Raw genomic sequence first — 21,498 nt, 5'->3', positions numbered from 1 at the left:
ACCGATGTCGCTGACCGTCTGTGAAGGCTCGACCACCTTGGAATTCACCTTCGAGGAGTTGATGAAGTACCACGGTCCCGGCTATCCCGGCGGAGTGGCGCACGGGTTTACCGCCATGCGGGTGGCGCTGCCCCTGCTGGGTACCTCGGTGAATCGCCGAGAAGTGAAGGTGCGGACCGCGTTTCGTGGCCCGGGTGGCCGGGACTCGATCGAGATGGTGCTGCGTGCCGTCACCGAGGACCGCTACACCGTCACCGCTGAACTGGAGAAGCCCGAACGGGGTACAGCGCTCGAGCGCTACGTATGGGAGTTCGACTATCGCGGTGACGTGGTGACGGTGCAGCTGCGCGACGACGGTTTCGTCGTCGACGAATTCATCGTGCTGTCGCGTAAACCGAGTCGAACCGAGGAGGAAGAGGCCCATCTGGCACAGCTCAAGCTGGAAATGACCGACCGGTTGCTGAGCCGTGATGCTCAGGAGGTCTACGAGGTGGTGTGAGCAGCCTGCAGCAGTCGCTCAGGCTCGGTGCATGCGCGACGGGCCACGAGAGCGGCGCCGCCTCGGACTGCCGCATCGGAACGCACTGGTGCGGCGAGAACGGTGGTCGGGCGGGAATTGGCGGCGAGGGTGCGGCGCTCGAGTTCCGCACCGAGAGCGGGTGCCAGCGGTTCGAAGATCTCCGCGTAGCAACCGCCCAGAACGACGGTGGTCAGGTCGCAGATGTTGATCACGGACGCGAGCGCGACACCCAGGGCGGCGCCTGCCCGGGCGACGGCGCCGCGAGCGTCGATATCGGCGTCCGCCAACGCATTCGACAGCGCGCGGAGGTTGTCCAGTCCGGCATCGCCGAGGATGGCGTCGAGCCCGGCGTACTGTTCGACACACCCTTGGCCGCCGCAGCGGCAACGGCGTCCCGCACGCTCGATGCTGATGTGCCCGAGCTCGCCGGCGAAGCCGCTGACGCCACGGTAGAGAGTTCCGCCGGTCACCAGCCCGCCGCCGATCCCGACGTCGCCCGAGACGTACAGGAAGTCGTCTCCGGCCAGTTTGCGGGGCCACAGATGCGCCAGGGCAGCGAGATTGGCTTCGTTGTCGACCTCGACGATGTCCAGTCCGAGTGCGGTGCGCAGGCGATCGGCCAATCGGGCACCGGTCAGTCCTGGCACGTTCGGCGCCCGCACGACGGTGTCGCCGACGACGATGCCGGGAACAGCCAACCCCGCGCCGAAAACCCTGCGCCCGCGGTAGGTTTCGTCCTGCTCGATGAGGTCGATGAGGTGGCCGACGAGGTCCTCGGCCGACCGGCGGCGGTTGTCGACGTCGAGGTGCCGAGTCGACAGGATCGCGCCGTCGATGCCCGTCGTGGTGACGGCCAGGTAGCCGACATTGATCTCCGCGCCGAGGGCGATCGGCGCCTCGGGGTGGAAACGCAGCGGTTTCGACGGCCGCCCGCGTCCGGAGATGGTGGCCGCATCCTCGATGAGGATCCGCTGGTCGAGCAGCGGTTCGATCAGACTGGCGACAGTGGCCTTGGTAAGTCCGACGCGCTGGGCCAGATCGGCGCGTGAACCGGGGCGGTCCACCAAGCTGAGCAGGACGGTGGACAGATTGCCGAGCCGGACCTGTTGCAGGTGACCCGAATTGGTCGCGGGCCTCACCGCGGTAGGTACTTTTCGGCCGCGACGCGATAACGCTCCCGAACCCGCGTTGCGGCCGGTGCCCGGAACCAGCGGAGGGTTCCGAGATGTTCGGTCCAGGGCGGCAATTCGTGATTCGCATGCACTGTCTGGGCGGCCTGGCGTGCCGCGCCGATCGCCACGTAGTCCGCGCTCGGCGGGACGGCGACCGGCACACCGAAGATCGCCGGGGCGATCTGCCGGACGGCCGGTGCGGCCGCGGCCCCGCCGGTCAGCCGGACGCCGCCGGTGCTGATGCCTTGTGCGGCAAGGGCGTCGAGCCCTGCCGCGATACCGCACAGCATGCCCTCCACGGCCGCCCGGGCGATATTCGCCGGGTTCGAGTTGGCGGAAGTGAGGCCGTGCAGCGCGCCGGTGGCGTCGGGCAGATCGGGTGTGCGTTCGCCATCGAGGTAGGGGACGAACACCACGCCTTCGGAGCCCGGCGGCGCGGACAGGGCGAGCTCGCCGAGCCGGTCCAGCTCGATCCCCAGCATCCGCGCGGTCACCTCCAGCACGCGGGCGGCGTTGAGCGTGCACACCAGCGCCAGGTGCTGATCGGTGGCATCGGCGAAGCCGGCGACGATCCCGGAAGCATCCGCGGGACGGTGCTCGGTAACGGCGCACGCCACCCCCGAAGTCCCCAGCGAGATCACCGTGTCCGATCCCGCATCCAGCGCCAGCATCGCCGCCGCGTTGTCACCGGCGCCGACGGCGACCCGGAATGGTGCTGCAGCGGTGGTTGATTCGCGTGCGCCGAGTACCCGGGGGAGCAGGACATCCGATCGTCCGAACGCCAGCCCGAGCAGGTCGGTGCGGTATTCGCCGGCGACCGAGTCGTAGTAGCCGGTCCCGGAGGCATCGGATCGGTCGGTGGTCAGCGCGCGCAGGTCGAGATCACCGCGCAGGCGCCAGCTGAGCCAGTCGTGGGGCAGGCAGACCGCCGCGGTGCGCGCGGCGTTCTCCGGTTCGTGCTCGGCGAACCAGCGCAACTTGCTGACGGTGAACGAGGCCACCGGAACGATCCCCACCCGCCGAGCCCACTGGTCGGCAGCTAGGTCACGGATGAGGTCGGTGGCGGCCGTAGCGGATCGAGTGTCGTTCCACAGGAGGGCTTTTCGGACAACCCGGCCCTCCTCGTCGAGCGCCACCATGCCGTGCTGCTGTCCTGCGACGCTGACCGCGGCGACGTCGTCGAGCCCGCCTGCCTCATCGATCGCCGCGCACAGCGCTCGCCACCACTCTTCGGGGTGGACTTCTGTCCCCGGCGGATGTGCGGCGCGGCCGTGCCGTACCAGCGCGCCGGTTTCCGCGTCGAGGACGACGAGTTTGCAAGACTGCGTGGAGGAGTCGACGCCGGCGACCAGTGTCATGGGCGGTTCACCGGGCACCGGTCAGATGTTCCAGCTCGAGCTGGTTCAGGCGGACGAAGCCGTAGCCGCGCTCGCTCGCCTTGTCGATGTCGAAATCGGTGGCGGCGAGCAGTTCGGCGTAGCCTTCTCCCGGAGCCATTGTGGGGGTTCGCAATTCGGTGACCCCCGCCGTTTCGAGTGCGTCCTGGACCTCCGGATCGGCGCGGAAGGCGCTGGCTCGGTCTCTGAGCAGCAGGTAATTGCGCATGTTGGCGGCCGCGGATTGCCAGACGCCGTCGATGTTTTCGGTCCGGCTGGGTTTGTAGTCGAAATGCCGGGGACCTTCGTAGGCCGGGGAGCCGTCCGGGCCGCCGTGTTCGAGCAGGTCGACGAGGCTGAACGCGTTCATCAGGTCTCCGTGCGCGAAGACCAGGTCCTGGTCGTATTTGATGCCGCGCTGGCCGTTGAGGTCGATGTGGAAGAGTTTTCCGTGCCAAAGCGCTTGGGCGATGCCGTGGGTGAAGTTCAGACCCGCCATTTGCTCATGTCCCACTTCGGGATTCACACCCACGAGCTCTTCGTGTTCGAGGGAGGCGATGAACGCCAGCGCGTGTCCCACCGTGGGCAGCAGGATGTCGCCGCGCGGCTCATTGGGCTTGGGCTCCAACGCGAAGCGGATGTCGTAACCCCGGTCGAGCACGAATTGCGTGAGCAGGTCCAAGCTTTCGCGATAGCGGTCGAGCGCCGCACGCACATCCTTGGCGCTGTCGTACTCCGAGCCCTCCCGCCCGCCCCACATGACAAAGGTGCGTGCACCGAGCTCGGCCGCGAGTTCGACATTGCGCAGTACTTTGCGCAGGGCGTAGCGCCGGATGCCGCGGTCGTTGGCGGTGAGGCCACCTTCCTTGAACACCGGGTGGCTGAACAGGTTCGTCGTCACCATCGGCACGACGAGTCCGGTGTCCTGCAACGCCGCGGTGAGCCTATCGATGTGCGCGCGGCGCTGGTCCTCGGTCGCGTCGATGGGGAAGAGATCGTTGTCGTGAAAGGTGATGCCGTAGGCCCCGAGCTCCGCGAGCCGGTGCACCGCCTCGACCGGATCCAACGCGGGCCGGGTGGCATCGCCGAAGGGATCCACACCCCGCCAGCCGACCGTCCACAGTCCGAAGGAGAACTTATCCGCGCGGGTTGGCTGACGCATGGCGACCCCAATTAAGTTTAGTGACTGAACTAATGGGTGCAGAGTACGGGACCAACGAGGTTGTGGCAACGGTGCGGAGACCGCTATTGCGCGCCTGCGGAACGCCCTGGCTCGCTTAGGATTTCGGCGTGACGACCATGCCACGGCCCGTTCGCCGACGACGCCGATCCGTTTCGCGGCCCAGTTCTGGACTGCGACAACCGGATTCCACTAGTAGACCGCAGGGCAGTGTGCTCAGGCGGGTGGTGCTCGCGGTGGTCGGATGGGGCGGATGGACGAAACTGGCCGCGATCGCCACAACAGTCGCAGCACTCGGCGCACTGTGGTTCACCAGCAAATCGCTTGCGGCGACTGCGGACCAGTACCGGCTGGCGCAGCAGACCCAGGTGACGGAACGGTTCAGCAAGGCGGTCGAGGGACTCAGCTCGGACAAGATCGACGTTCGGCTCGGCGGAATCTATCTGCTCGAGCGCCTCGCCCGTGACTCCCCGCAGGACCACATGACCGTCTTCGACGTGCTCGGTGCGTTCGTCCGTACCCACTCGCCTGCCGATGGACCCGCGGCCGGCCAACGCGTCGGACTCGATATCCAGGCGGCCGTCGTCGTGATCAGCCGCCGCGATCGCCAGCACGACACGCATCCCGTCGATCTGTCCGGATCTCGGCTGGCAGAACTGCGATTGACCGGGCTGAACCTCACCGGCGTCAACCTCGCGGCAGCCAACCTTGCCTGGACCCGTCTCGAGAATGCCGATCTGACCGGCGTCAATTTGAGCGCGGCAGACTTGACCGGCGCGACCCTCAAGCATGCGGATCTGCGCCGAGCTGCCCTGATGGGCGGCCACCTTTCCTTTGCCTCGTTCGACCGAGCACGCCTGGAGAACGCGGACTTCACGGGCGCAACTCTCACCGACGCGTGGTTTCAGGGCACCGAGATGGGTGGTACCACGTTGGCCGGGGCTGATCTCGGCGACGCGCACCTCGAGTCCGCGAACCTCAACGGGGCACTCCTCGGTGGGGTGAAGTACAACTCGAAGACCGCATGGCCACCCGGATTCACACCTCCGCCGCCGGTCCCAGCCGAGGGCGGTTGCTTCCACGCCGAAACCGGCAAGCCCTGCTGACGCCCCAAACCGCACTGAGCAGTGGGGGCCACCAACTTCGGGCTCCGACGGTCATCGGCGGGAGTTACATCGGGGTTAGGTGATCTTGAAATGCCCCGATATGACTCCCGTCGGTGGAGTGCGGTACGGGTGCCCACCGGCGGGGGGTATGCCGACCACCGCCCGTGACCGCGCCCCGGGAACTTGCGTCCACGTGAGGAGGGGCCAGTATTCGGTGTAGGCGTCGGAGTCCTTGGCGCCAATTTGGTGGGGGAAGGTCTCGACGCGGACGATCACGGGGTGTGCGGGCCTGCCCATGGCTGTGTTCGCCCAGAGCAGATGGGCAGGCGCGGCAATGGGGTGCGGTCGTACGCTCCAATTATGAGCGAGCATCCGAGCGTTGAGATTCCGCGGGCCGAGACGCCGCGACTGCGCGCGATTCCCGGGGGGCGGGACCATCAGCCTCACCGTGCGGAGTCGGGGGTTTCCCGGGAGCTGTCTTCGGCGCCTCCGCTCGAACGGCGGCCGTTGGTTCCGGTCGATCGGCGGCCGTCGGCTCCGGGTGGACGTCGGGCTGTTCGTGAACTTCTGTGGCGCGAGGCGTTGGGGCAGCGCCTGCGCACGCTGAGGCAGGAGCAGCGCGAGACGCTTGCGGAAACCGCTGGGCGGGCGGGGGTTTCGCCGCAGTATCTTTCCGAGGTCGAGCGCGGGCTCAAGGAGCCTTCCAGTGAGATGGTTGCCGCTATGGCTGGGGCGCTGGGCACTTCGCTCGGTGGTCTCATCCATCAGGTCGCCGACGACTTGATCCGGCACAGCCGGCCCGACTCGACGCGCTCGATCGCCCCGCGTGCGAACTCCCGCTACAACGGACTACTCCTCGCGGCATAGCGTTTCTCGCACGGCTCCCTGCTTGTCGGTTCCCCGCAACACCACCCGCCCTGCCCGCGCACGCCGGTACCCACCGCACTTCATGATCATCAGGACTTCGGGGCGGCATCGCGCGAGTACGGGCCGCCATCAGGGCCTGATGATCTTGAATGGATTCCCCGGTGGTGTAGCCCACTGAATCCAGCGGGCTCTGGCCGGGAGATCCCACCGCAGGCGGTACGCGCCGCCGCAGTGGGGTCCCGGCTGGAGCCTGCCGCAGGCGACGGTTGCCCATCGCGCCGGTCTTCTGACCCGGTCAGTCCCGTGGCTCGAGGACTTGGTCGACGATGCCGTAATCGATGGCCGCCTGGGCGGTGAAGACGCGGTCGCGGTCGGTGTCGTGCCGGAGGGTTTCCACCGATTGGCCGGTGTGTTTGGACAGGATGGCTTCGACTTGCGCGCGCGTCCGGACCAGTTCGTCGGCCTGCAGGATCAGGTCGGGGATGGTGCCCTGGCCGCGGGCGGCGGGTTGGTGCAGGACGACCCGGGCGTGCGGGAGTAGCGAGCGGCGGCCTGCGACGCCGCCGGTCAGCAGTACCGCGCCGACGGCGATGGCTTGGCCGACGCAGGTGGTGACCACGGGGGAGTGGATGTGTTGCATGGTGTCGTAGAGCGCGAGCATGGCGGTCAAATCGCCGCCCTCGCAATTGATGTAGAGGTTGATGTCCTGGCCGGGGCTCTCGGCGTCGAGGTGCAGCAGCTGGGCGATGAGGGCGTTGGCTACGCCCGAATCGATAGGGGTGCCGAGGTAGACGATGCGCTCGGTGAGGAGATGTGAGTACACATCCATGATTCGCTCGCCGCGCGGATGTTGCGCGATGACATTCGGGATCGTGTAGCTGCTCATGACTCCACCTCGCTGGCGCTCGGTTCCGTCATGCGCAGCGCGCGCTGGCACATGATTCGCTCGCGATGCTCGCTCATGCGATTCCCACCTTCTGCCGCTGCGGGACGACCTGCCAGAACGAGTCGACGATTCCGTCGATGAACCCGTACTCCCGGGCTTGGGTCGCGGTGAACCAGCGGTCGTGCAGGGAGTCGTCGAAGATCTGGTCGTAGGGCTGCCCGGTGTCCTCGGAGATGAGGCCGAGCACGGTCTGCACGGTGTGCCGCAGATCGCCGGCCTGCACCTCGACCTCTACCGCGCTGCCGCCGATTCCGGCCGATCCCTGATGCATGAGGATCCGCGCGTGCGGCAAGGCGAACCGCCGCCCCGGAGTTCCGGCCGAGAGCAGGAATTGTCCAGCGCTGCACGCCAACCCGAGCGCCAGCGTCGACACCTCGCACGGCACCAGCCGCATGACATCGCGAATGGCGAGCATCGCCGGAACCGAACCACCGGGGGAGTGGATCCACAGCGAGATCCCGGCCTCCGGATCCTCGGCGGCGAGCGTCAGCAGCTGCGTCATGAGCAGCGCCCCGTTATCGTCGTCGAGCGGACCATCGAGCACCAGAATCCGGCGGCCGAAGAGCTGTTCTCGTACGCGCCAGTTGAAACTCGGCGTCTTGTCGTCTTGTGCCATGAATCCACCGTGCCCCAGCGATACCTCGAAAAGCGCGCCGCGCTGCTGTCAGCGGATCCGCTCACAGCAGCGCGGGGCGCGGGAACGATGCACGCCCACAGTCGAATACAGATGGAAAGGCGGCCTTTTGCGGCACTCGAAATGGCCGGTCGGCGAAATCGGCTCACAATTTGAAATATCCGCCTTTTGTGTCCAGAATCTTTTGTTTTGTTTGCCGGGCTCCGGGCGTAAAATTACGGGTCTATCCTGTCCTTCGAATGGCTGGAGTACCGATGTCTTTCCTGTTTTGCAACACGCGACAGATGCAACTCGGCCCGTCTCATCCACCGACGATCGCGCAGCATAAGGCGAATATCGCGGGCCTTCTGAATCAGAGCGCCTTCAGCAGCGTAATCACCAACGATGCCGAAGTCGCCGGAAACCGGGCCAATATGCGCCTGTCCATACTCCATTTGCCCATCAGCGATGGCCGCTTCTACGAGCAGGTCATGGCAGCGGGCGAGGAACGTGAACCCACGCAGGCGCTGGTCAACGAGATCGTCCAAGCGATAACGTTCTGAGCAGCCGCAGCCCGCGGCTCAGACCAGGAGGCGCCACAGCCCGACCAGGCCCAACGCGACGATCGCGGCCCGCAACGCTCCGGGCGAGAGCTTGCGGCCATAGCGTGCTCCGACCGCTCCGCCGATGAGAGATCCGACGGCGATCAGACCGGCGACGCTCCAGCTGATCCGGTCGAACGCGACGATCGTGTAGCTCAGGGCCGCAACGACATTGACGATCCCCGTCAACAGGTTCTTGGCTGCGTTCATTCGCTGAATCGGTTCGGAGACGAGCACTCCCATCACACCGATCAGCAGAGTTCCTTGTGCGGCGGTGAAGTAGCCCCCGTAGATGCCGACAGCGAAGGTTCCGAAGATCAGCAGCGTCAGTTTCGTTCGACTGAGGTGATCGGCGGCGCGTCCTGCTGCTTCGGAGCGCCGTCTGGCCCAGGCCTGGATGCGGGGCTGAAGTACGACGAGCACGAGTGCGGTGATCATCAGAACCGGAACGACCGCGGCGAACACCGACGGCGGCAGGTGCAGCAGCAGCCACGCGCCCAGCAGCGCGCCGAGGAACGAGGCGGGTATCAGCCGCTTCAACATCGGCCATTGCCCGCGCAGTTCACGCCGATAACCCCATGTCCCGGACACACTCCCGGCGACGAGCCCGATCGCGTTCGACATCGTCGCGATCTGCGGGGGATAGCCGAATGCGACGAGGGTCGGAAAGGTGATGAGCGTTCCCGTTCCCACCACAGCGTTGATCGCCCCCGCACCGAAACCGGCGACCAGGATGACAAGGATTTCGATAACTGGCACCGGACCGACGGTACGTGGTTAGAACACGGGGTCTCTCCGGGCCTGCCACCCCTCGACACGCACGAGAATCGCGATCAGCAAGCCGGCCGCGAGACCGAAGAGCAGTGTCATGGCCGTGTAGGACCACGCCCACGACGTCCATGCGTCAGCAGCCTCGTCGATCTCCCGATGGTATTCGTTGGTCGCCTGGAAGTTGACTCGTTCGACCACGACCGAAACCCAGGCGAACGCCCAGACGATCCACCACGCCCACACCAGCCCACTGTGCGGGACGCCTTTCAACGTGGATCGACCTCCGCCTGCCGCTGGATCACTGGCCCGCACAACGTCTTCCACCAGAATGGCCGGAAACACGAACGAGAGGATCGGGGTGAACCAGGCCCCGACGATCCAGCCGCGACCCAGGCGATGCTTGGCCGGACACAACATCTCCGAGTTGGCCCTGGCCCGCCAGAGCCACACAATCAGCAGCACTCCGGCGACCAGGACCGCGAAGAACCAGCCGAGCGTGGAGTACACGAAGGGCATGCGCGCGATGCCGCCATGGCTCGCGGTCTTTCCCCAACTGTGCGTTTCGACAACCGTGTTATTGGCCAGCCAGATCTGCACGCACCAGACGAGTTGAATAAGTACGACCGTGACCGCCAGCAGCGAGATGACGATCGCCAGCCCGCGCAGGCCATGGAGTCGGAGTTGTGTCATTTTCTTCGATTCTGTTCTAGCGGTGGGCCACTCGGCGGGAGTGAACGGATGTCGTTGCTGCCGACAGTGTTCCGCACGGTTACCGACGAGTCCACAGGATTTCCGCTGTTTCGATCCTGCGCCACCGGGTATCTGCCCGACGTCCAGTTCGAGCGGGGGAGCAAGCAGGCATCATGGCCGAGAACAGTCCGTCCAAGGAATACGACAATTCGTCTTCTACCGCAGGCCGGATTGCTCAGAACAGCGTCTTCGAGCGTTTCGCGCGCGCGGGTTTCATCGTCAGCGGCATCGTCCACCTGATCATCGGCTATATCGCGATCCGTATCGCTCTCGGCGGTGCGGGCGGCACCGCCGACCAATCCGGGGCTATGACCGAACTGGCCGCTAAGCCCGGCGGGATCATCGCCTTGTGGGTGGGTACCGTCGCGTTCGCGTTGATGGCGCTGTGGCGCCTCGCGGAAGCCGCACTCGGCAGCTCGTCGCGACCCGACGCCGACAGCAAGACATCCGAGGCGATCGATCGGGTGAAGGCGTTCTCCCTGGCGGTGCTCTACTTCACGTTCGCCCTCTCCGCCTTCGGATTCGCCCGCGGCAGCGGCAAATCCAGCGGTAGCGAGAGTGCCGGACCCACCGCCTACCTGATGCGCAGCACCGCGGGCACGATCGCCCTCGTCGTAGTCGGATTGATCATCATCGCGATCGGCGGCTACCACATCTATAAGGGGGCTGGTCAGAAGTTCCTGGACGACCTCGAGGGCAACACCAGCAACCTGGTGCGACGGTTGGGCCTGATCGGCTACATCGCGAAGGGATTGGCGATCGCCGCGATCGGATTGCTGGTGATCCTCGCCGCGACCCGACCGGAACCGGACCAGGCCACGGGTCTCGACGGGGCCTTCAAAACCCTTGGCGCACAACCTTATGGTGTGGCGCTGCTCATCATCGCGGGCTGCGGCATCATCACCTACGGCCTCTACAGCTTCGCGATGGCGCGCTACGCCAAAATGTAGGCGTCTTCGTTGCCGGTCAAACCGAGTAATTCGGCGGCGGCCTGCGAATTGGCGTGGGCGGCACCGTAGGTGGCGATATAGACCGCGCCGGGGGGCTGCCACACGGGTAGTCCCATCTCCACCACGATCGCGTCCGGTCTGGCGGCCAGCAGTGCGGTGGTCAGCGTTCGTTGCTCGCGGTGCCGATGTGCGTTGCGCAGCACGATGATCAGCGATCTGCCGGCGGCGTGGGTCAGCAGATCGGATGGGTCGGTACTTTTTGCGTCGACCTCGTTCCCGGCCGAGACCAAACCCCACGGTACGGGACCGACTGCGATGTTGCCCGGCGCGGACAGCTGGACCACAAACGGCGTCTTCGACACGGGCAGAACGCCTTTGACTTGAATTGCACGCCGCGCGGCCACTAGACCGACGCCTCGATCGACTTGGACTGCGCTGGGTTCGCCGAGCCATTTCCCGAGTTCGGCGACGCGGTCGGCGGCGCCGGCGAGTCGCTCGCGTGGCAGTCGCCCGGTGCGGACGGCATTCACGATCGCGGACACGATGTCCTGCACGCTGTCTCGGTGCTCCTTCGGGCCGAGGCACAGGAGATCGGCTCCGGCGGCCAGCGCGCGTACTGACGCCTCCGGGATGCCGATGGAGCCGGACGCGCCCTTCATATCCAACGCGTCGGTGACGACGACGCCCTCATAGCCGAGGTGCTCGCGCAGCAGTCCGGTAACCACTGCGCGCGACAGCGTGGCGGGGGTGGCGCCGCCGATCGAGGGCACGCTCAGGTGCCCGGTCATGATGGCCCGGACGCCCGCGGCGATGGCGGCGCGGAACGGCACCAGCTCGCGCCGTTCCAGTAGTTCGAGGTCGGCCTCCAGCACCGGCACGTCGAGGTGCGAGTCCTCTCGCGTATCCCCGTGGCCCGGAAAGTGTTTCACGCACGCGACCACGCCGGCGTCCAGCAGTCCGGCGACCGCAGCGCGCACGTGCCGCGCCACCAGCTCCGGATCCGAGCCGAACGACCGTGTCCCGATGATCGGATTGTCCGGTGCGGTGTTCACATCGGCGGAGGGGGCGAAGTCGAGGTTGACGCCCGCGGCGGCCAGCTCCGCGCCGATCGAGCGATGCACCCGTCGGGTGAGCTCGATATCGTCGACAACGCCGAGTGCGGCGCTGCCCGGATAAGGGCTACCGGTCGCGTGCGTCAACCGGGTGACATCACCGCCCTCCTCGTCGAGCGTGACGATCGGGTCGGAGACGGTACGCAGCTGCGCGGTGAGCCCGGCGAGCTCTTCGGCGCTCGGCATGTTGCCGTTGATGGCGAACAGCGTGACGCCGCCGAGGCCTTGTTCCAGTTCCCGCAGCAGCCATGGGGGCGCGGCCGTTCCGGAGAACGAAGCCAGGAGAGTGGCCCGGGCCAGGCGGGCAAGGTCAGCGTCGGTCATGGTGCGGCTATCCCTTGATGGCGCCGGCGGTCAAGCCGGACACCATGCGGCGCTGGACAAGGAGGAAGAACAGGACGACCGGAATCGTCATGACCGTCGACATGGCCATGATCGGTCCCCAGTCGACACCCTTCTGTGTGGTGAACCAGGTGAGCGACACCGGCAGGGTGTACTTGTCGTGGTCACTGATCAGGGTGTAGGCGAAGATGAATTCGTTCCACGCGTTGATGAACGAAAAGATGCTCGTCGCAACGAGTCCCGGCGCCACCAGCGGGAACAGGATCCGGACGAAGATGACGAACTGCCCGGCGCCGTCGATGGCCGCCGCTTCCTCCAGTTCCTTCGGCACGGCGGCGACGAAGGTGCGCAGCATCCAGACCGCGAAGGGCAGCGTCGTCGCCACATTGATCACGACCAGGCCGGCCAGCTGGTTGTAGAGGCCCAGGTCCTTGACCACGAGGAACAGCGAGATGAGCAGCGCCTCGGCGGGCACCATCTGAATGATGATCAACAGAATGAGGAACGTGGTTCGACCACGAAACCGGAAGCGCGCCACCGCGGTTGCCGCGAACAGCGCGAAGAACGAGCCGATCAGTACCGCGCCCAGCGCGACGATCACGCTGTTGAGCAGGTACACCCAGATCGACGTGCCGCCGGCTCCCTGGCTGAAGATCTGCGCGAAGTGCTCGAAGGTCAGGTCGTCCGGAATCAGGTCGACCTCGCCGGAAACGATGTCGCCGTGCGGTTTCAGCGCGGTGGCCACCATCCAATAGACGGGGAACAGCGACAGCAGGATGACCGCGACGGCGGCGGAGTTCACCCCGGCCCGGCCGAGGCGGCGGCGGTTCATCGCAACTCCTCCTGTCGTGCGATCTGGCGAATGTAGACGAGCGTGAGAACGAAAAGGATCGCGGTCAGCACGACGGCGATGGCCGAGCCCATGCCCATATCGGGTGGGCTGGCGAAGGCCTGGCTGTAGGCGTAGAGCGACATGTTGTAGGCGTCCTGTGACATCCCCGTCCCGCCGCCCAGGATGAAGAGCTGGTCGAAGATCTTGAAATCCCAGATGATCGACAGCACGATCAGCACCGCGAACACCGGGCGCAGCAACGGATAGGTGATGCTCCAGAAGGTGCGCCACGGCCCGGCACCGTCCACCCGCGCCGCCTCGTGCAGCTCACCCGGAATGCTTTTCAGGCCGGCGAGCACCGAGACCGCGATGAACGGGAACGACGACCACACCACACACAGCAGCAGCACGAAGTAGATCGACGTGCGGTCCAGGAACCAGGTGTGCCCGGTCCAGTCGTCGCGCCACGGCAGCCAATCCGGCAATAGCCCGAGCAGCCAATTGGCCACGCCGCCTTGATCATCGAACAGCCATTTCCACAGCACGGCGACATTGACCCTGGGGGTGGCCCAGGCGAGCATCGCCGCCGTGATCACCAGGCCGGACATGATCTTGCCCAGTTTGTGGATCAACAGGCCGACCAGGGTTCCGACCACGAGCGTCGCGGTCACGGCCAGGGCCGCGAAGATCAGCGTGTTCCGCAGCGAACTCCAGAAGACTTCGTTGTCGAAGATCTTCTGGTAGTTCGCCGTTCCGACCGACTCGGCCGGAGCGCCGCGCACCTGCCGCAGCCCGACCTGCTGGGTCGACATCACGACCATGCGATAGATCGGGTAGATCAGCAGTGCCGCGATGACGACGACGCTCGGCGTGAGAAATGCGTACGGAGTCAGCCGCCGCAGTCGACGGCCGAGGTACGCGCGGGTGTCCTGCGAAGCCTCGTGCATGTCAGGAGTTGAGGGTCTCGTCCATCGCCTTCGCCGCGGCATCGGCGGCGGCGTCGACGGAGGCCTTGCCGGTGACGACGTCCTTGATGGCGCGCTGCACCACCGACTCCTCGACTTTGATCCACTTCTCGTGCACCGCGTAGGTCCGGGCCTGGGACATGGCGGGGATGAAATTGCTCAGCCACGGATCTTTGGCGTAGGCGTCGCCGGCCAGCAGGTCCGGGTAGAACGGCAGCAACCCGGCCTTGATCCCGTAGGCGTCCGTGTACTTCTTGCCCGCGAGCAGTTGGAGGTATTCGAACGAAAGCTGCGGAGCCCCGGTGTCTTTCCAGATCGCGAGGTCGTTGCCGCCCGCGAACTGGCCCGCGATCCCGCCGGTCTTGCCCGGCAGCGGGAAGACGCCGAGCTGGGCGTCGGTGATCTTGTTCGTAGCGAGCAGATTGCCCTTGCCGAACGGACCTTCGGCGAACATGCCGACACTGCCATTGGCGAACATTTTGCCGATCTCGACCGAGTCCTTGGTGAGCACACCCTCCGAGGACACCTGTTCCTTCTTGACCAGGTCGGTGACGAAGGCGAGGGCTTCCTTGGCCTGCGGGGTGTTCAACTTCGACACCCATTTGCCGCCCTCGTCGGCGACGATCTGGCCGCCGTTGCCCCAGACGAACGGGGCGAAGCCGTGCAGCGCGTCCGCGGAGGTGGCGCTGACCGCGAAACCGTCAACGGCCTTCGCGGACTTGATCTTCTGGGCCGCGGCGAGCAGGTCGGCCCAGTTCTTCGGCGTCTGGATGCCGAGCTCCGCGAACCAGTCCTTGCGGTAGTAGACGCCTCGGGTGGCACCCAGCCACGGCACGGCGTAGGTCTTGCCGCCGATGGTCTCGTTGGCCCACTGGTGCTTCGGGATGGTCTGGCCCTCGGTCCAGGCGCGCACCTGGTCGGTGATGTCGAGCAGGGTGTCTTGCGCGGCCCAGGTGACGACCTGGGTGTTGCCGATTTCGGTGACGTCGGGTCCGTCGCCACCGGCGGCTGCGGCGGTGAGCTTCTCGGTGACCTTCGGCCACGGAATCCACTCCACTTCGACGCTGACGCCCTTGGCCTGCTCGAACTCCGCACCGACCTGGCTCATGATCTCGGTGTCATCGGCGGTCGGCTCGCCGAACCGCCACACCGTCAAGGTCTTGGTGCTGGATTCCCCGGTGTCGCCGCCACAGGCGGCGAGCCCCATCATCACAGCGGCGGCGAGCGCCGCGAACTTCGCGATCCTCACAGTGGTGCTTCCTTTCCGCGGCGTCCGGCTCCACTGCAGCCCGACGCATGCGTAGAAACTAACAGGAAACTTTCCTAATCAATTGCGTTATGGTGATTTTCGACGAAATCGACACGCGGCGGAAGGGGCCGACATGGCACCGGGACCGGGTACTCCTCGACTGCTCCGCGCGCTCAACGACCGCGCGGCGCTGGAGGCGCTGCTCAGCGCGGGTCCGCTGACCCGCGCCCAGATCGGCGAGCGCACCGGCCTTTCCAAGGTCACCGCCGCCGAGTTGCTGAACCGCCTGAAGGCGCGGCGCCTGGTCCAGGTCGTCGGTACGCAGGCCGGCGGGCGCGGTCCGAATGCCGTCCTCTACGCCATCACTCCGGGCAGCGCGCATGTCGCCGGTGTCGATGTCGGGCCGCGCGTGGTGACGGCCGGAATCGCCGACATCACAGGCACTTTGGTGAGCCAGGTGACGGTCGACCCCAGCGATGCCGAGGATCCGGTGGCGGTGGTCCATCTCGCGGTGCTGAAAGCCTGTGAGCGCGCGGACGTTTCGATCGACCAGCTCAGCGATTTCGTGATCGGCACCCCCGGCGTGGTCGACCCGCGCACCGGAGACGTGCAGTTCGCCTTCGACCTGCCCGCCTGGCACGAAGGTGTCCTGGCGGCCCTGCGCTCGGACCTGCGCCGCCCGGTGGTGATCGAGAACGACGTGAACCTGGTCGCTCTTGCCGAGCGCGCGTACGGCGTGGCGCAGGGCCACGAAGACTTCGCCCTGCTCTGGATCGACCGCGGCATCGGTCTCGCCGTCACCCTCGGCGGGCGGCTGCACCGCGGGGTGTCCGGGGGCGCGGGAGAAATCGGCTATCTGCCGGTGCCGGGAGTGCCGCTGCCCGAAGGGGTCACCGAGTCCGCCACCGGGGGCATGACCAAGCTGGCAGGCGGCTTCGCTTCGCTGATGAACGCCGACGAGATCGGAAACCTCTCCCGCGCACACGGTTTCGCCGAGCAGTCCGCGGCGCAGGCGGTCCAGTCCGCGGTCACCGCCGAGCAGAACGGAGACCAGCGGGGCGACGCCTTCCTGGACGAGTTGGCCCGGCGGCTGTCCTACGGCGCCGCAGCGGTGAACATCGTGCTCGATCCGGGTCTGCTGGTCCTCGCGGGCGCACTCGGCCAGGCCGGAGGTGCTGCGCTGGCCGATCGAGTGGAGCGGGCCGTGGCCCGGATATCACCCACCCGGCCGCGCGTGGCGACGACCGAGGTCGAAGGCAATCCGGTGCTGCGCGGAGCCCTGCACGCCGCCTTGGAACGGGCTCGCGAAGGGGTTTTCTCCACGACGACGGCTTAGCACGAAGGGCGCTAGGACTGCTCCAGCTGCCAATCCGGGGGCAACCCGTCGACCTTCACCGTCGATCCCTCGGCGACGAGAGTGACTGTCGCCGAACCGAGCCGAAGATCCGCCAGCCGCATCTGTCCTGCCCGCGCGGGCAACCGCGGCGTGACGGTGAGTTCGCGCTCGGGCACCGACGGCGCCAACCCCAGAAACGAGCGCATGATCAGCAATGGCGACGCGCTGGCCCACGCCTGCGGCGAACACGACGTCGGATACGGCACCGGCAGCCACAAATCCTCGCGGGCGAAACCGCAGAACAATTCCGGCGGCCGCCCGCCGAACGCCAGCACGGCTTCGACGAGTCCGGCGGAGAGTTGTTGCGCCAACTCCACAGCGCCCGGAATGTGCTGGTAGCGAAGCAGACCGGCGACCGCGATCGCCGTATCGTGCGGCCAGACCGAGCCGGTGTGATAGCCCATCGGGTTGTAGCGCCCCATCTGCGAGGACAGGGTGCGCAGGCCGAAACCGCTGTTCATGTCCGGCGCGGCCAGGCGGGCGATGGCAGCCGCGGCCCGTTCGTCGGGAACGATGCCGGTCCACAAACAGTGCGCGACATTGCTGGTGATGGCGTCGACCTGCCGCTTCTTCCGGTCCAGTGCGAGTGCGTAGCAGCCGGACTCGGGCATCCAGAACGCCTCATCGAAACGGAGTCGCAGGTCTTGGGCCTGTGCGCGCAGCCGGGTCGCGGCGTCGAGGTCGCCGAAGGCCTCCGCCAGCTCCGCCCGGCCCAGCCGCGCCGCATAGACATAGCCCTGCACCTCGCACAGCGCGATGGGCGGATCCGCGAGCTGCCCCTCCGCGAAACTGATCGCGTCCCAACTGTCCTTCCAGCCTTGATTGGCCAGGCCCCGATCGGTTTTGCGCCGATACTCGACGAACCCGTCACCGTCGGCGTCACCGAATTCGTCGATCCAGGCCAGCGCGGCGTCGGCGGCGGGCAGCAACTCTTCGACAGCGCTCTGCTCGACACCCCAGCGCCAGCATTCGGCCAGCAGCATCACGAACAGCGGGGCCGCGTCGACCGTGCCGTAATAGACGCTGCCGCCGAGGACCTGATCGCCTTTCGGGCCGTACCGCATCTCGTGCATGATGCGCCCCGGCTCCTCCTCGGTGAGCGGATCCTGTTTGCGCCCTTGCAGTTTCGCCAGCCGCCGCAGGGTGCCAAGGGCCAGGTCGGAGTCCAGGAGCAGCGACATCCACGAGGTGATCAAGCTGTCGCGGCCGAACAGGGCCATGAACCATGGCGCGCCCGCGGCCACGTACTCCGAGCCGTCCTCGGCGTCGGTCATGCGCAAGGCGCCGAGATCGCTTTCCGTGCGCTGCAGGATGGTGTTCAGGCCGGGGCCGTCGGCGGTCAGGCTGGTGGCATTGGCTCGCCACTGCCGGATTTTGCCCGAGGGGCTGGTCTCGTTGTCGTCGTGGACGTTGACCGGAACGGCCTGGTGTCCCACCACCGGCTGGCATTCGACCGCACTCTGCCAGCTGCCCTGACTCGGTACGACCACGTGCCAGGTCAGGGTGCCCGGATGGATGATCGGGGCGCCGGTCGCGGTGATCAACAGCCCGAGGCCGGTGTCTTCGCGGTCGGCCAGCCGCAGCGCGCCGTCGGTGGCGGTCATCTCGCATCCGGTGGTGTTCAACCGGCCGTCCTTGACCGAGAACAGATCGGCGAAATCGGAGTCGGCGGACAGCGTGATCGTCAATGCCGTGTCCTCGTCACCCAGATTGCGGATCACGATGTTCTCGTGCATGCCCTCGCCGATGATCCGCTGCCGCAGCACCAGAACCGTGGCGTCGGCGAGACCCGGGCGGGGCGGTACGCGCGCGATGAACGTGGTCCGGAATGCCTCGGCGGGCAGGACCGCGAGCTGCTCCAGGATGTGGCCGTCCAAACGCAGCTCCCAGCGGCTGAGTACGCGCGCGTCCCGGTAGAAGAACCCTTGGGCCAGTCCGCCGTGGATGTCGCCGAGCTGATCCGACAGGCAGAACGTGCCGGCCTCGACCATGGTCACCGTGCCGCCGCCGTTCGTGGGTGGCGGCTGTCCGTTACTCATGTCACGCCGACCGGACCGGCGCGGGCTGACCCAGCGCGGAGTCGAAAAGGCCTGCGGCGCCCCGCGCTACGCGATCGGGCAACTCGAGGGCGTCGGCGGTGCAGGCCAGGGCCATCGACCGGTGCGGGTAGACCGCAATCGCGGAGTCCAGACCGGTTACCTGCAACGGCCGCGCCGCGGCGCCGGTCGCGATCACCGCGAACACCGTATGCGGCCACGCGCTGGCATTGGCCGACGCCAGCGCGACCAGCCCGGCCGCGTCCATGAACAACACGTCGCTCAGGTCCACCAGGACTCGGGCCGGATGCTCGTGCAGGGTGCGTTCCAGCGCGCCGGCCAGGCAAGGGGTGGTGTGCGCGTCCACCTCACCGGTGACGACGAGGATGCACCCGGGCTCGTGCTGATCTTCGAAATCGACTGTGATCGTTCCTGATCTACGGAGCATCCGAACTCCTAGGTCGGCTGGATCCTGTCCTCAGGTGAGCAGTGTGTTCATGATGGTTCCGGCGCTGGTAGCGAGCAGGCCGCCGATCATGGCTCCGGCCACGATCTTCGGTGATTCCAGCCAGCTGCCGGTCCACTTCTCCCAGGCGAACTTGCCGCCCGCGAACGCGATTGCGAGAACGCCGGACCCCAGCACGAGCCAGGTCAAATAGTCGAGCATCTGCTGGAGCTGCTCCGCGACCGGCGGCGCTTCCGGAGATGCGTCGCTGATCTGGGCCAATGCGTCGAACGCGGTGATACCGACCATCGCCACTGCTCATTCCGCTCGAGTCCAGGGGTTACGAGCTCGCACGACGATGCTACCGATTTCCCGGCCCGCTCCAGTTACCCCCTTGGGTGACAACCGGCCCGCGCGGCCGGGATACAGTAGGCGACTGGAAGAATCCTCCTGCTGCCAGTCGCAATGGCGACAGTCGTGGCGGCCAACCGTGATGAAGGAGTCCGAGCGTGGATGCTCCACGTACGGCGGCTGAGTCCGAAGCGCTCGACTGGGGGTGCGCAGGATGACCGCCTTGGAGGTAATGCCGTTGCCTGATCGTCCCGGGGTGCGTGCCAGTGGTGAGATCACCGCGGTCACCCGATCCTCCTGGGAGGATGCCCTGGCCGAGTTGGCCGAGCGCCATACCGACGTGTCGTTCATCGAGCTGTCGGATGTGGCCTTCATCGATGTGTCCGGAGCGACGGCGCTGGCGGTGACCGTGATGGACTTGCCCGCCGGGCGGGTCGTGGTCGAACGACCGCCTTCACATTTGCCGCGTGTCCTAGAGATGTTCTGGCCGAACCTGCGAATCGAGGTGACGCCACGATGAGCGCAGTTGCCGCAAGCGAGGCGTTCGTGCACCCCGCCCTGTTCTACCGCAACGCGGAGGAGTACACCCAGCACACCGTGTCGTTCCTGCGCGAGGGCATCGCGGCGGGTGAACCGGTGGCCGTCGCGGTGCCCGGACCGAACCTGGAACTGATCAAGAGCGGGTTGGGCTCGGACGCCGAGAACATCCTGTTTCTCGACATGACCGATGCCGGGCGCAATCCGGGCCGGATCATCCCCAAGGTGCTCCGCGGATTCGCCGACGCGCACCCGCAGGGACGGGTGCGGATCATCGGCGAGCCGATCTGGGCGGGGCGCAGCGAGGTGGAATATCCCGCGTGCGCGCAACACGAAGCGTTGATCAACGCGGCCTTCGAGGGCCGCCCGGTGACGATCCTGTGCCCTTACGACGAAACCCGTTTGGACCCGGCCGTATTGGCCGACGCGCGGGTCACCCACCCCACCCTCATCAGTCAGGGGCGCGAGTACGCCAGCGACACCTACGACTGGCAGGCGATCGTGGCCCGCTACAACGAGCCGCTCGTGCCGGCGCCGGGCGCCGCTGTCTTCTCCTTCGCCGAAGCGGAACTCAGGGCTGTTCGGGCCTTCGCTGTCGCGGAAGCCGGGCGGCTGGGTCTCGGGGGTACGCGGTTGCAGGATGCCGAGCTGGCGGTCGGCGAACTCACGACCAACAGTGTGGTGCACGGCGGTGGCCGTGGGCAGCTCGCGATCTGGGCCGAACCGGGGCAGCTGGTGTGTGAGGTTCGCGACGGCGGCCGGATGCCGGATCCGCTGGCCGGCCGCAAGCCGCCCGCGCGGGGACAGATGGGCGGCAGAGGCCTGATTCTGGTCCATTACATGGCGGATCTGGTGCGCGTGCACACCAGCGACGCGGGCACGACGATTCGCTTCTACCTCAGCCTCTGAGAACTGTGGTGGTCACCGGCGCGTGACCACCACGGCGGCGGTCAGTGCAGCGGTTCGGACGAGACCTCTAGCGCTTGCTCCAAGGTTGTCCGCAACGGGATCTGGCTGTCGAGGCCGGTGACTTCGATCGCTCGCTGGACAGGGGCGGAGATGACCACGCGCAGCCCGTTCGGGGGGAGTACGCGCAGGGCGCGGATCAAGACATTCAGGCCCGCGGAACCGAAGAACGTGACCCCCGAGAGATCCATGACCAGCACTGATCGGCCGGCCCGCAACGCTTCGTCGGTGGCGCTCTGCAGCTCCGGCGCCGAGCTCAGGTCGACTTCACCTTCGACGGTGAGCACCGCGGCGGTCGACAGCAATTGGTGCTGCACCCGCAAATCCCTCGCATTGGCCCCAGCTGTCATGTTCTCGATACTCCGCGCGCGGTCGAGGGGTTGTGGATCAGTCGAATCTACCGCACCTGGAGTG

General features: G+C 66.7%; 23 protein-coding genes. 8 read left to right on the top strand and 15 right to left on the bottom strand.

Features of this window, described 5'->3' with window-relative positions:
* Window positions 1–4: 4 nt before the first annotated feature.
* Entirely contained in the window at window positions 5–499 is a 495-nt protein-coding gene (locus tag IBX22_RS00395; RefSeq protein ID WP_194813395.1) for a hypothetical protein, read from the top strand.
* Here IBX22_RS00395 and IBX22_RS00390 read toward each other — a convergent pair.
* The 3 genes from IBX22_RS00390 to xylA are packed head-to-tail and all read right to left on the bottom strand — an operon-like array spanning window position 484 to window position 4,230.
* The gene (locus IBX22_RS00390) at window positions 484–1,659 is read right to left on the bottom strand and encodes an ROK family protein (protein ID WP_194813394.1); all 1,176 of its coding nucleotides are present in this window, start codon (window positions 1,657–1,659) and stop codon (window positions 484–486) included. The two genes, IBX22_RS00395 and IBX22_RS00390, sit on opposite strands and share 16 nt — an antisense overlap.
* Window positions 1,656–3,050, bottom strand: a complete 1,395-nt coding sequence (xylB, locus tag IBX22_RS00385; RefSeq protein ID WP_194813393.1) for a xylulokinase — start codon at window positions 3,048–3,050, stop codon at window positions 1,656–1,658. Before xylB ends, IBX22_RS00390 begins: the two co-directional genes overlap by 4 nt.
* Window positions 3,051–3,057: 7 nt before the next feature.
* Entirely contained in the window at window positions 3,058–4,230 is a 1,173-nt protein-coding gene (xylA, locus tag IBX22_RS00380; RefSeq protein ID WP_194813392.1) for a xylose isomerase, read from the bottom strand.
* Window positions 4,231–4,460: 230 nt separating this feature from the next.
* On the opposite strand from xylA, the gene IBX22_RS00375 reads away from it, so the two are divergent.
* Together IBX22_RS00375 and IBX22_RS00370 are read left to right on the top strand one after the other, a co-directional pair.
* Window positions 4,461–5,354 (top strand): pentapeptide repeat-containing protein, encoded by an 894-nt coding sequence (locus IBX22_RS00375; RefSeq protein WP_194813391.1) that lies wholly within the window; start codon window positions 4,461–4,463, stop codon window positions 5,352–5,354.
* A gap of 360 nt (window positions 5,355–5,714) precedes the next feature.
* The gene (locus tag IBX22_RS00370; protein WP_375540192.1) at window positions 5,715–6,221 is read left to right on the top strand and encodes a helix-turn-helix domain-containing protein; all 507 of its coding nucleotides are present in this window, start codon (window positions 5,715–5,717) and stop codon (window positions 6,219–6,221) included.
* 295 nt (window positions 6,222–6,516) lie between these two features.
* Here IBX22_RS00370 and IBX22_RS00365 read toward each other — a convergent pair whose 3' ends face one another.
* Both IBX22_RS00365 and IBX22_RS00360 read right to left on the bottom strand, forming a co-directional pair.
* Window positions 6,517–7,107 (bottom strand): ClpP family protease, encoded by a 591-nt coding sequence (locus tag IBX22_RS00365; protein WP_194813390.1) that lies wholly within the window; start codon window positions 7,105–7,107, stop codon window positions 6,517–6,519.
* Between the two features lie 73 nt (window positions 7,108–7,180).
* Window positions 7,181–7,783 carry a ClpP family protease gene (locus IBX22_RS00360; protein ID WP_194813389.1) on the bottom strand — a complete coding sequence of 201 codons (603 nt, stop codon included), beginning with the start codon at window positions 7,781–7,783 and terminating at the stop codon, window positions 7,181–7,183.
* A gap of 272 nt (window positions 7,784–8,055) precedes the next feature.
* On the opposite strand from IBX22_RS00360, the gene IBX22_RS00355 reads away from it, so the two are divergent.
* Window positions 8,056–8,343, top strand: coding sequence for a hypothetical protein (locus IBX22_RS00355; RefSeq protein WP_194813388.1), 288 nt, complete (start codon window positions 8,056–8,058; stop codon window positions 8,341–8,343).
* Window positions 8,344–8,361: 18 nt separating this feature from the next.
* Here the strand turns inward: IBX22_RS00355 and IBX22_RS00350 are convergent, their stop codons facing one another.
* Together IBX22_RS00350 and IBX22_RS00345 are read right to left on the bottom strand one after the other, a co-directional pair.
* Window positions 8,362–9,141, bottom strand: coding sequence for a sulfite exporter TauE/SafE family protein (locus tag IBX22_RS00350; protein ID WP_194813387.1), 780 nt, complete (start codon window positions 9,139–9,141; stop codon window positions 8,362–8,364).
* A gap of 18 nt (window positions 9,142–9,159) precedes the next feature.
* Window positions 9,160–9,843 (bottom strand): DUF4328 domain-containing protein, encoded by a 684-nt coding sequence (locus tag IBX22_RS00345; protein WP_194813386.1) that lies wholly within the window; start codon window positions 9,841–9,843, stop codon window positions 9,160–9,162.
* A 173-nt stretch (window positions 9,844–10,016) separates the two neighbouring features.
* Here IBX22_RS00345 and IBX22_RS00340 point away from each other — a divergent pair, with 173 nt between their 5' ends.
* Complete coding sequence (locus IBX22_RS00340) at window positions 10,017–10,853, top strand: DUF1206 domain-containing protein (RefSeq protein WP_194813385.1); 837 nt, start codon at window positions 10,017–10,019, stop codon at window positions 10,851–10,853.
* Here IBX22_RS00340 and IBX22_RS00335 read toward each other — a convergent pair.
* The 4 genes from IBX22_RS00335 to IBX22_RS00320 are packed head-to-tail and all read right to left on the bottom strand — an operon-like array spanning window position 10,838 to window position 15,353.
* Window positions 10,838–12,289, bottom strand: a complete 1,452-nt coding sequence (locus IBX22_RS00335) for a glycoside hydrolase family 3 protein (RefSeq protein ID WP_194813384.1) — start codon at window positions 12,287–12,289, stop codon at window positions 10,838–10,840. The genes IBX22_RS00340 and IBX22_RS00335 overlap by 16 nt on opposite strands.
* Before the next feature lie 7 nt (window positions 12,290–12,296).
* Window positions 12,297–13,139, bottom strand: coding sequence for a carbohydrate ABC transporter permease (locus IBX22_RS00330; protein ID WP_194813383.1), 843 nt, complete (start codon window positions 13,137–13,139; stop codon window positions 12,297–12,299).
* Window positions 13,136–14,086 (bottom strand): carbohydrate ABC transporter permease, encoded by a 951-nt coding sequence (locus IBX22_RS00325; RefSeq protein ID WP_194813382.1) that lies wholly within the window; start codon window positions 14,084–14,086, stop codon window positions 13,136–13,138. The genes IBX22_RS00330 and IBX22_RS00325 overlap by 4 nt, the downstream gene beginning before the upstream one ends.
* A gap of 1 nt (window position 14,087) precedes the next feature.
* Window positions 14,088–15,353: an extracellular solute-binding protein gene (locus IBX22_RS00320; protein ID WP_194813381.1), complete on the bottom strand. Its 1,266-nt coding sequence runs from the start codon at window positions 15,351–15,353 to the stop codon at window positions 14,088–14,090.
* A 133-nt stretch (window positions 15,354–15,486) separates the two neighbouring features.
* Between IBX22_RS00320 and IBX22_RS00315 the strand changes: the two genes are divergently transcribed.
* Window positions 15,487–16,689: an ROK family transcriptional regulator gene (locus tag IBX22_RS00315; protein ID WP_194813380.1), complete on the top strand. Its 1,203-nt coding sequence runs from the start codon at window positions 15,487–15,489 to the stop codon at window positions 16,687–16,689.
* Window positions 16,690–16,700: 11 nt separating this feature from the next.
* Here the strand turns inward: IBX22_RS00315 and IBX22_RS00310 are convergent, their stop codons facing one another.
* From IBX22_RS00310 to IBX22_RS00300, 3 genes are read right to left on the bottom strand one after another with little or no spacing between them, the layout of a single operon-like run.
* Window positions 16,701–18,788: a glycogen debranching N-terminal domain-containing protein gene (locus IBX22_RS00310; RefSeq protein ID WP_194813379.1), complete on the bottom strand. Its 2,088-nt coding sequence runs from the start codon at window positions 18,786–18,788 to the stop codon at window positions 16,701–16,703.
* Window position 18,789: 1 nt separating this feature from the next.
* Window positions 18,790–19,233 carry an STAS domain-containing protein gene (locus IBX22_RS00305; RefSeq protein WP_194813378.1) on the bottom strand — a complete coding sequence of 148 codons (444 nt, stop codon included), beginning with the start codon at window positions 19,231–19,233 and terminating at the stop codon, window positions 18,790–18,792.
* 30 nt (window positions 19,234–19,263) lie between these two features.
* Window positions 19,264–19,539 carry a hypothetical protein gene (locus tag IBX22_RS00300; protein WP_194813377.1) on the bottom strand — a complete coding sequence of 92 codons (276 nt, stop codon included), beginning with the start codon at window positions 19,537–19,539 and terminating at the stop codon, window positions 19,264–19,266.
* A 256-nt stretch (window positions 19,540–19,795) separates the two neighbouring features.
* Between IBX22_RS00300 and IBX22_RS00295 the strand changes: the two genes are divergently transcribed.
* Both IBX22_RS00295 and IBX22_RS00290 read left to right on the top strand, forming a co-directional pair.
* Entirely contained in the window at window positions 19,796–20,101 is a 306-nt protein-coding gene (locus tag IBX22_RS00295; RefSeq protein WP_194813376.1) for an STAS domain-containing protein, read from the top strand.
* Window positions 20,098–21,027, top strand: a complete 930-nt coding sequence (locus IBX22_RS00290) for an anti-sigma factor RsbA family regulatory protein (RefSeq protein WP_194813375.1) — start codon at window positions 20,098–20,100, stop codon at window positions 21,025–21,027. Before IBX22_RS00295 ends, IBX22_RS00290 begins: the two co-directional genes overlap by 4 nt.
* A 41-nt stretch (window positions 21,028–21,068) precedes the next feature.
* On the opposite strand, the gene IBX22_RS00285 is transcribed toward IBX22_RS00290, so the two are convergent.
* Window positions 21,069–21,401, bottom strand: coding sequence for an STAS domain-containing protein (locus tag IBX22_RS00285; protein WP_309234358.1), 333 nt, complete (start codon window positions 21,399–21,401; stop codon window positions 21,069–21,071).
* Between the last annotated feature and the right edge of the window lie 97 nt (window positions 21,402–21,498).

This window comes from Nocardia sp. XZ_19_385, from assembly GCF_015355755.1.
Taxonomy (GTDB): Bacteria; Actinomycetota; Actinomycetes; order Mycobacteriales; family Mycobacteriaceae; genus Nocardia.
Note: the sequence above shows the minus strand (reverse complement) of the source record. Positions and strands in the feature narration are given on the sequence as shown.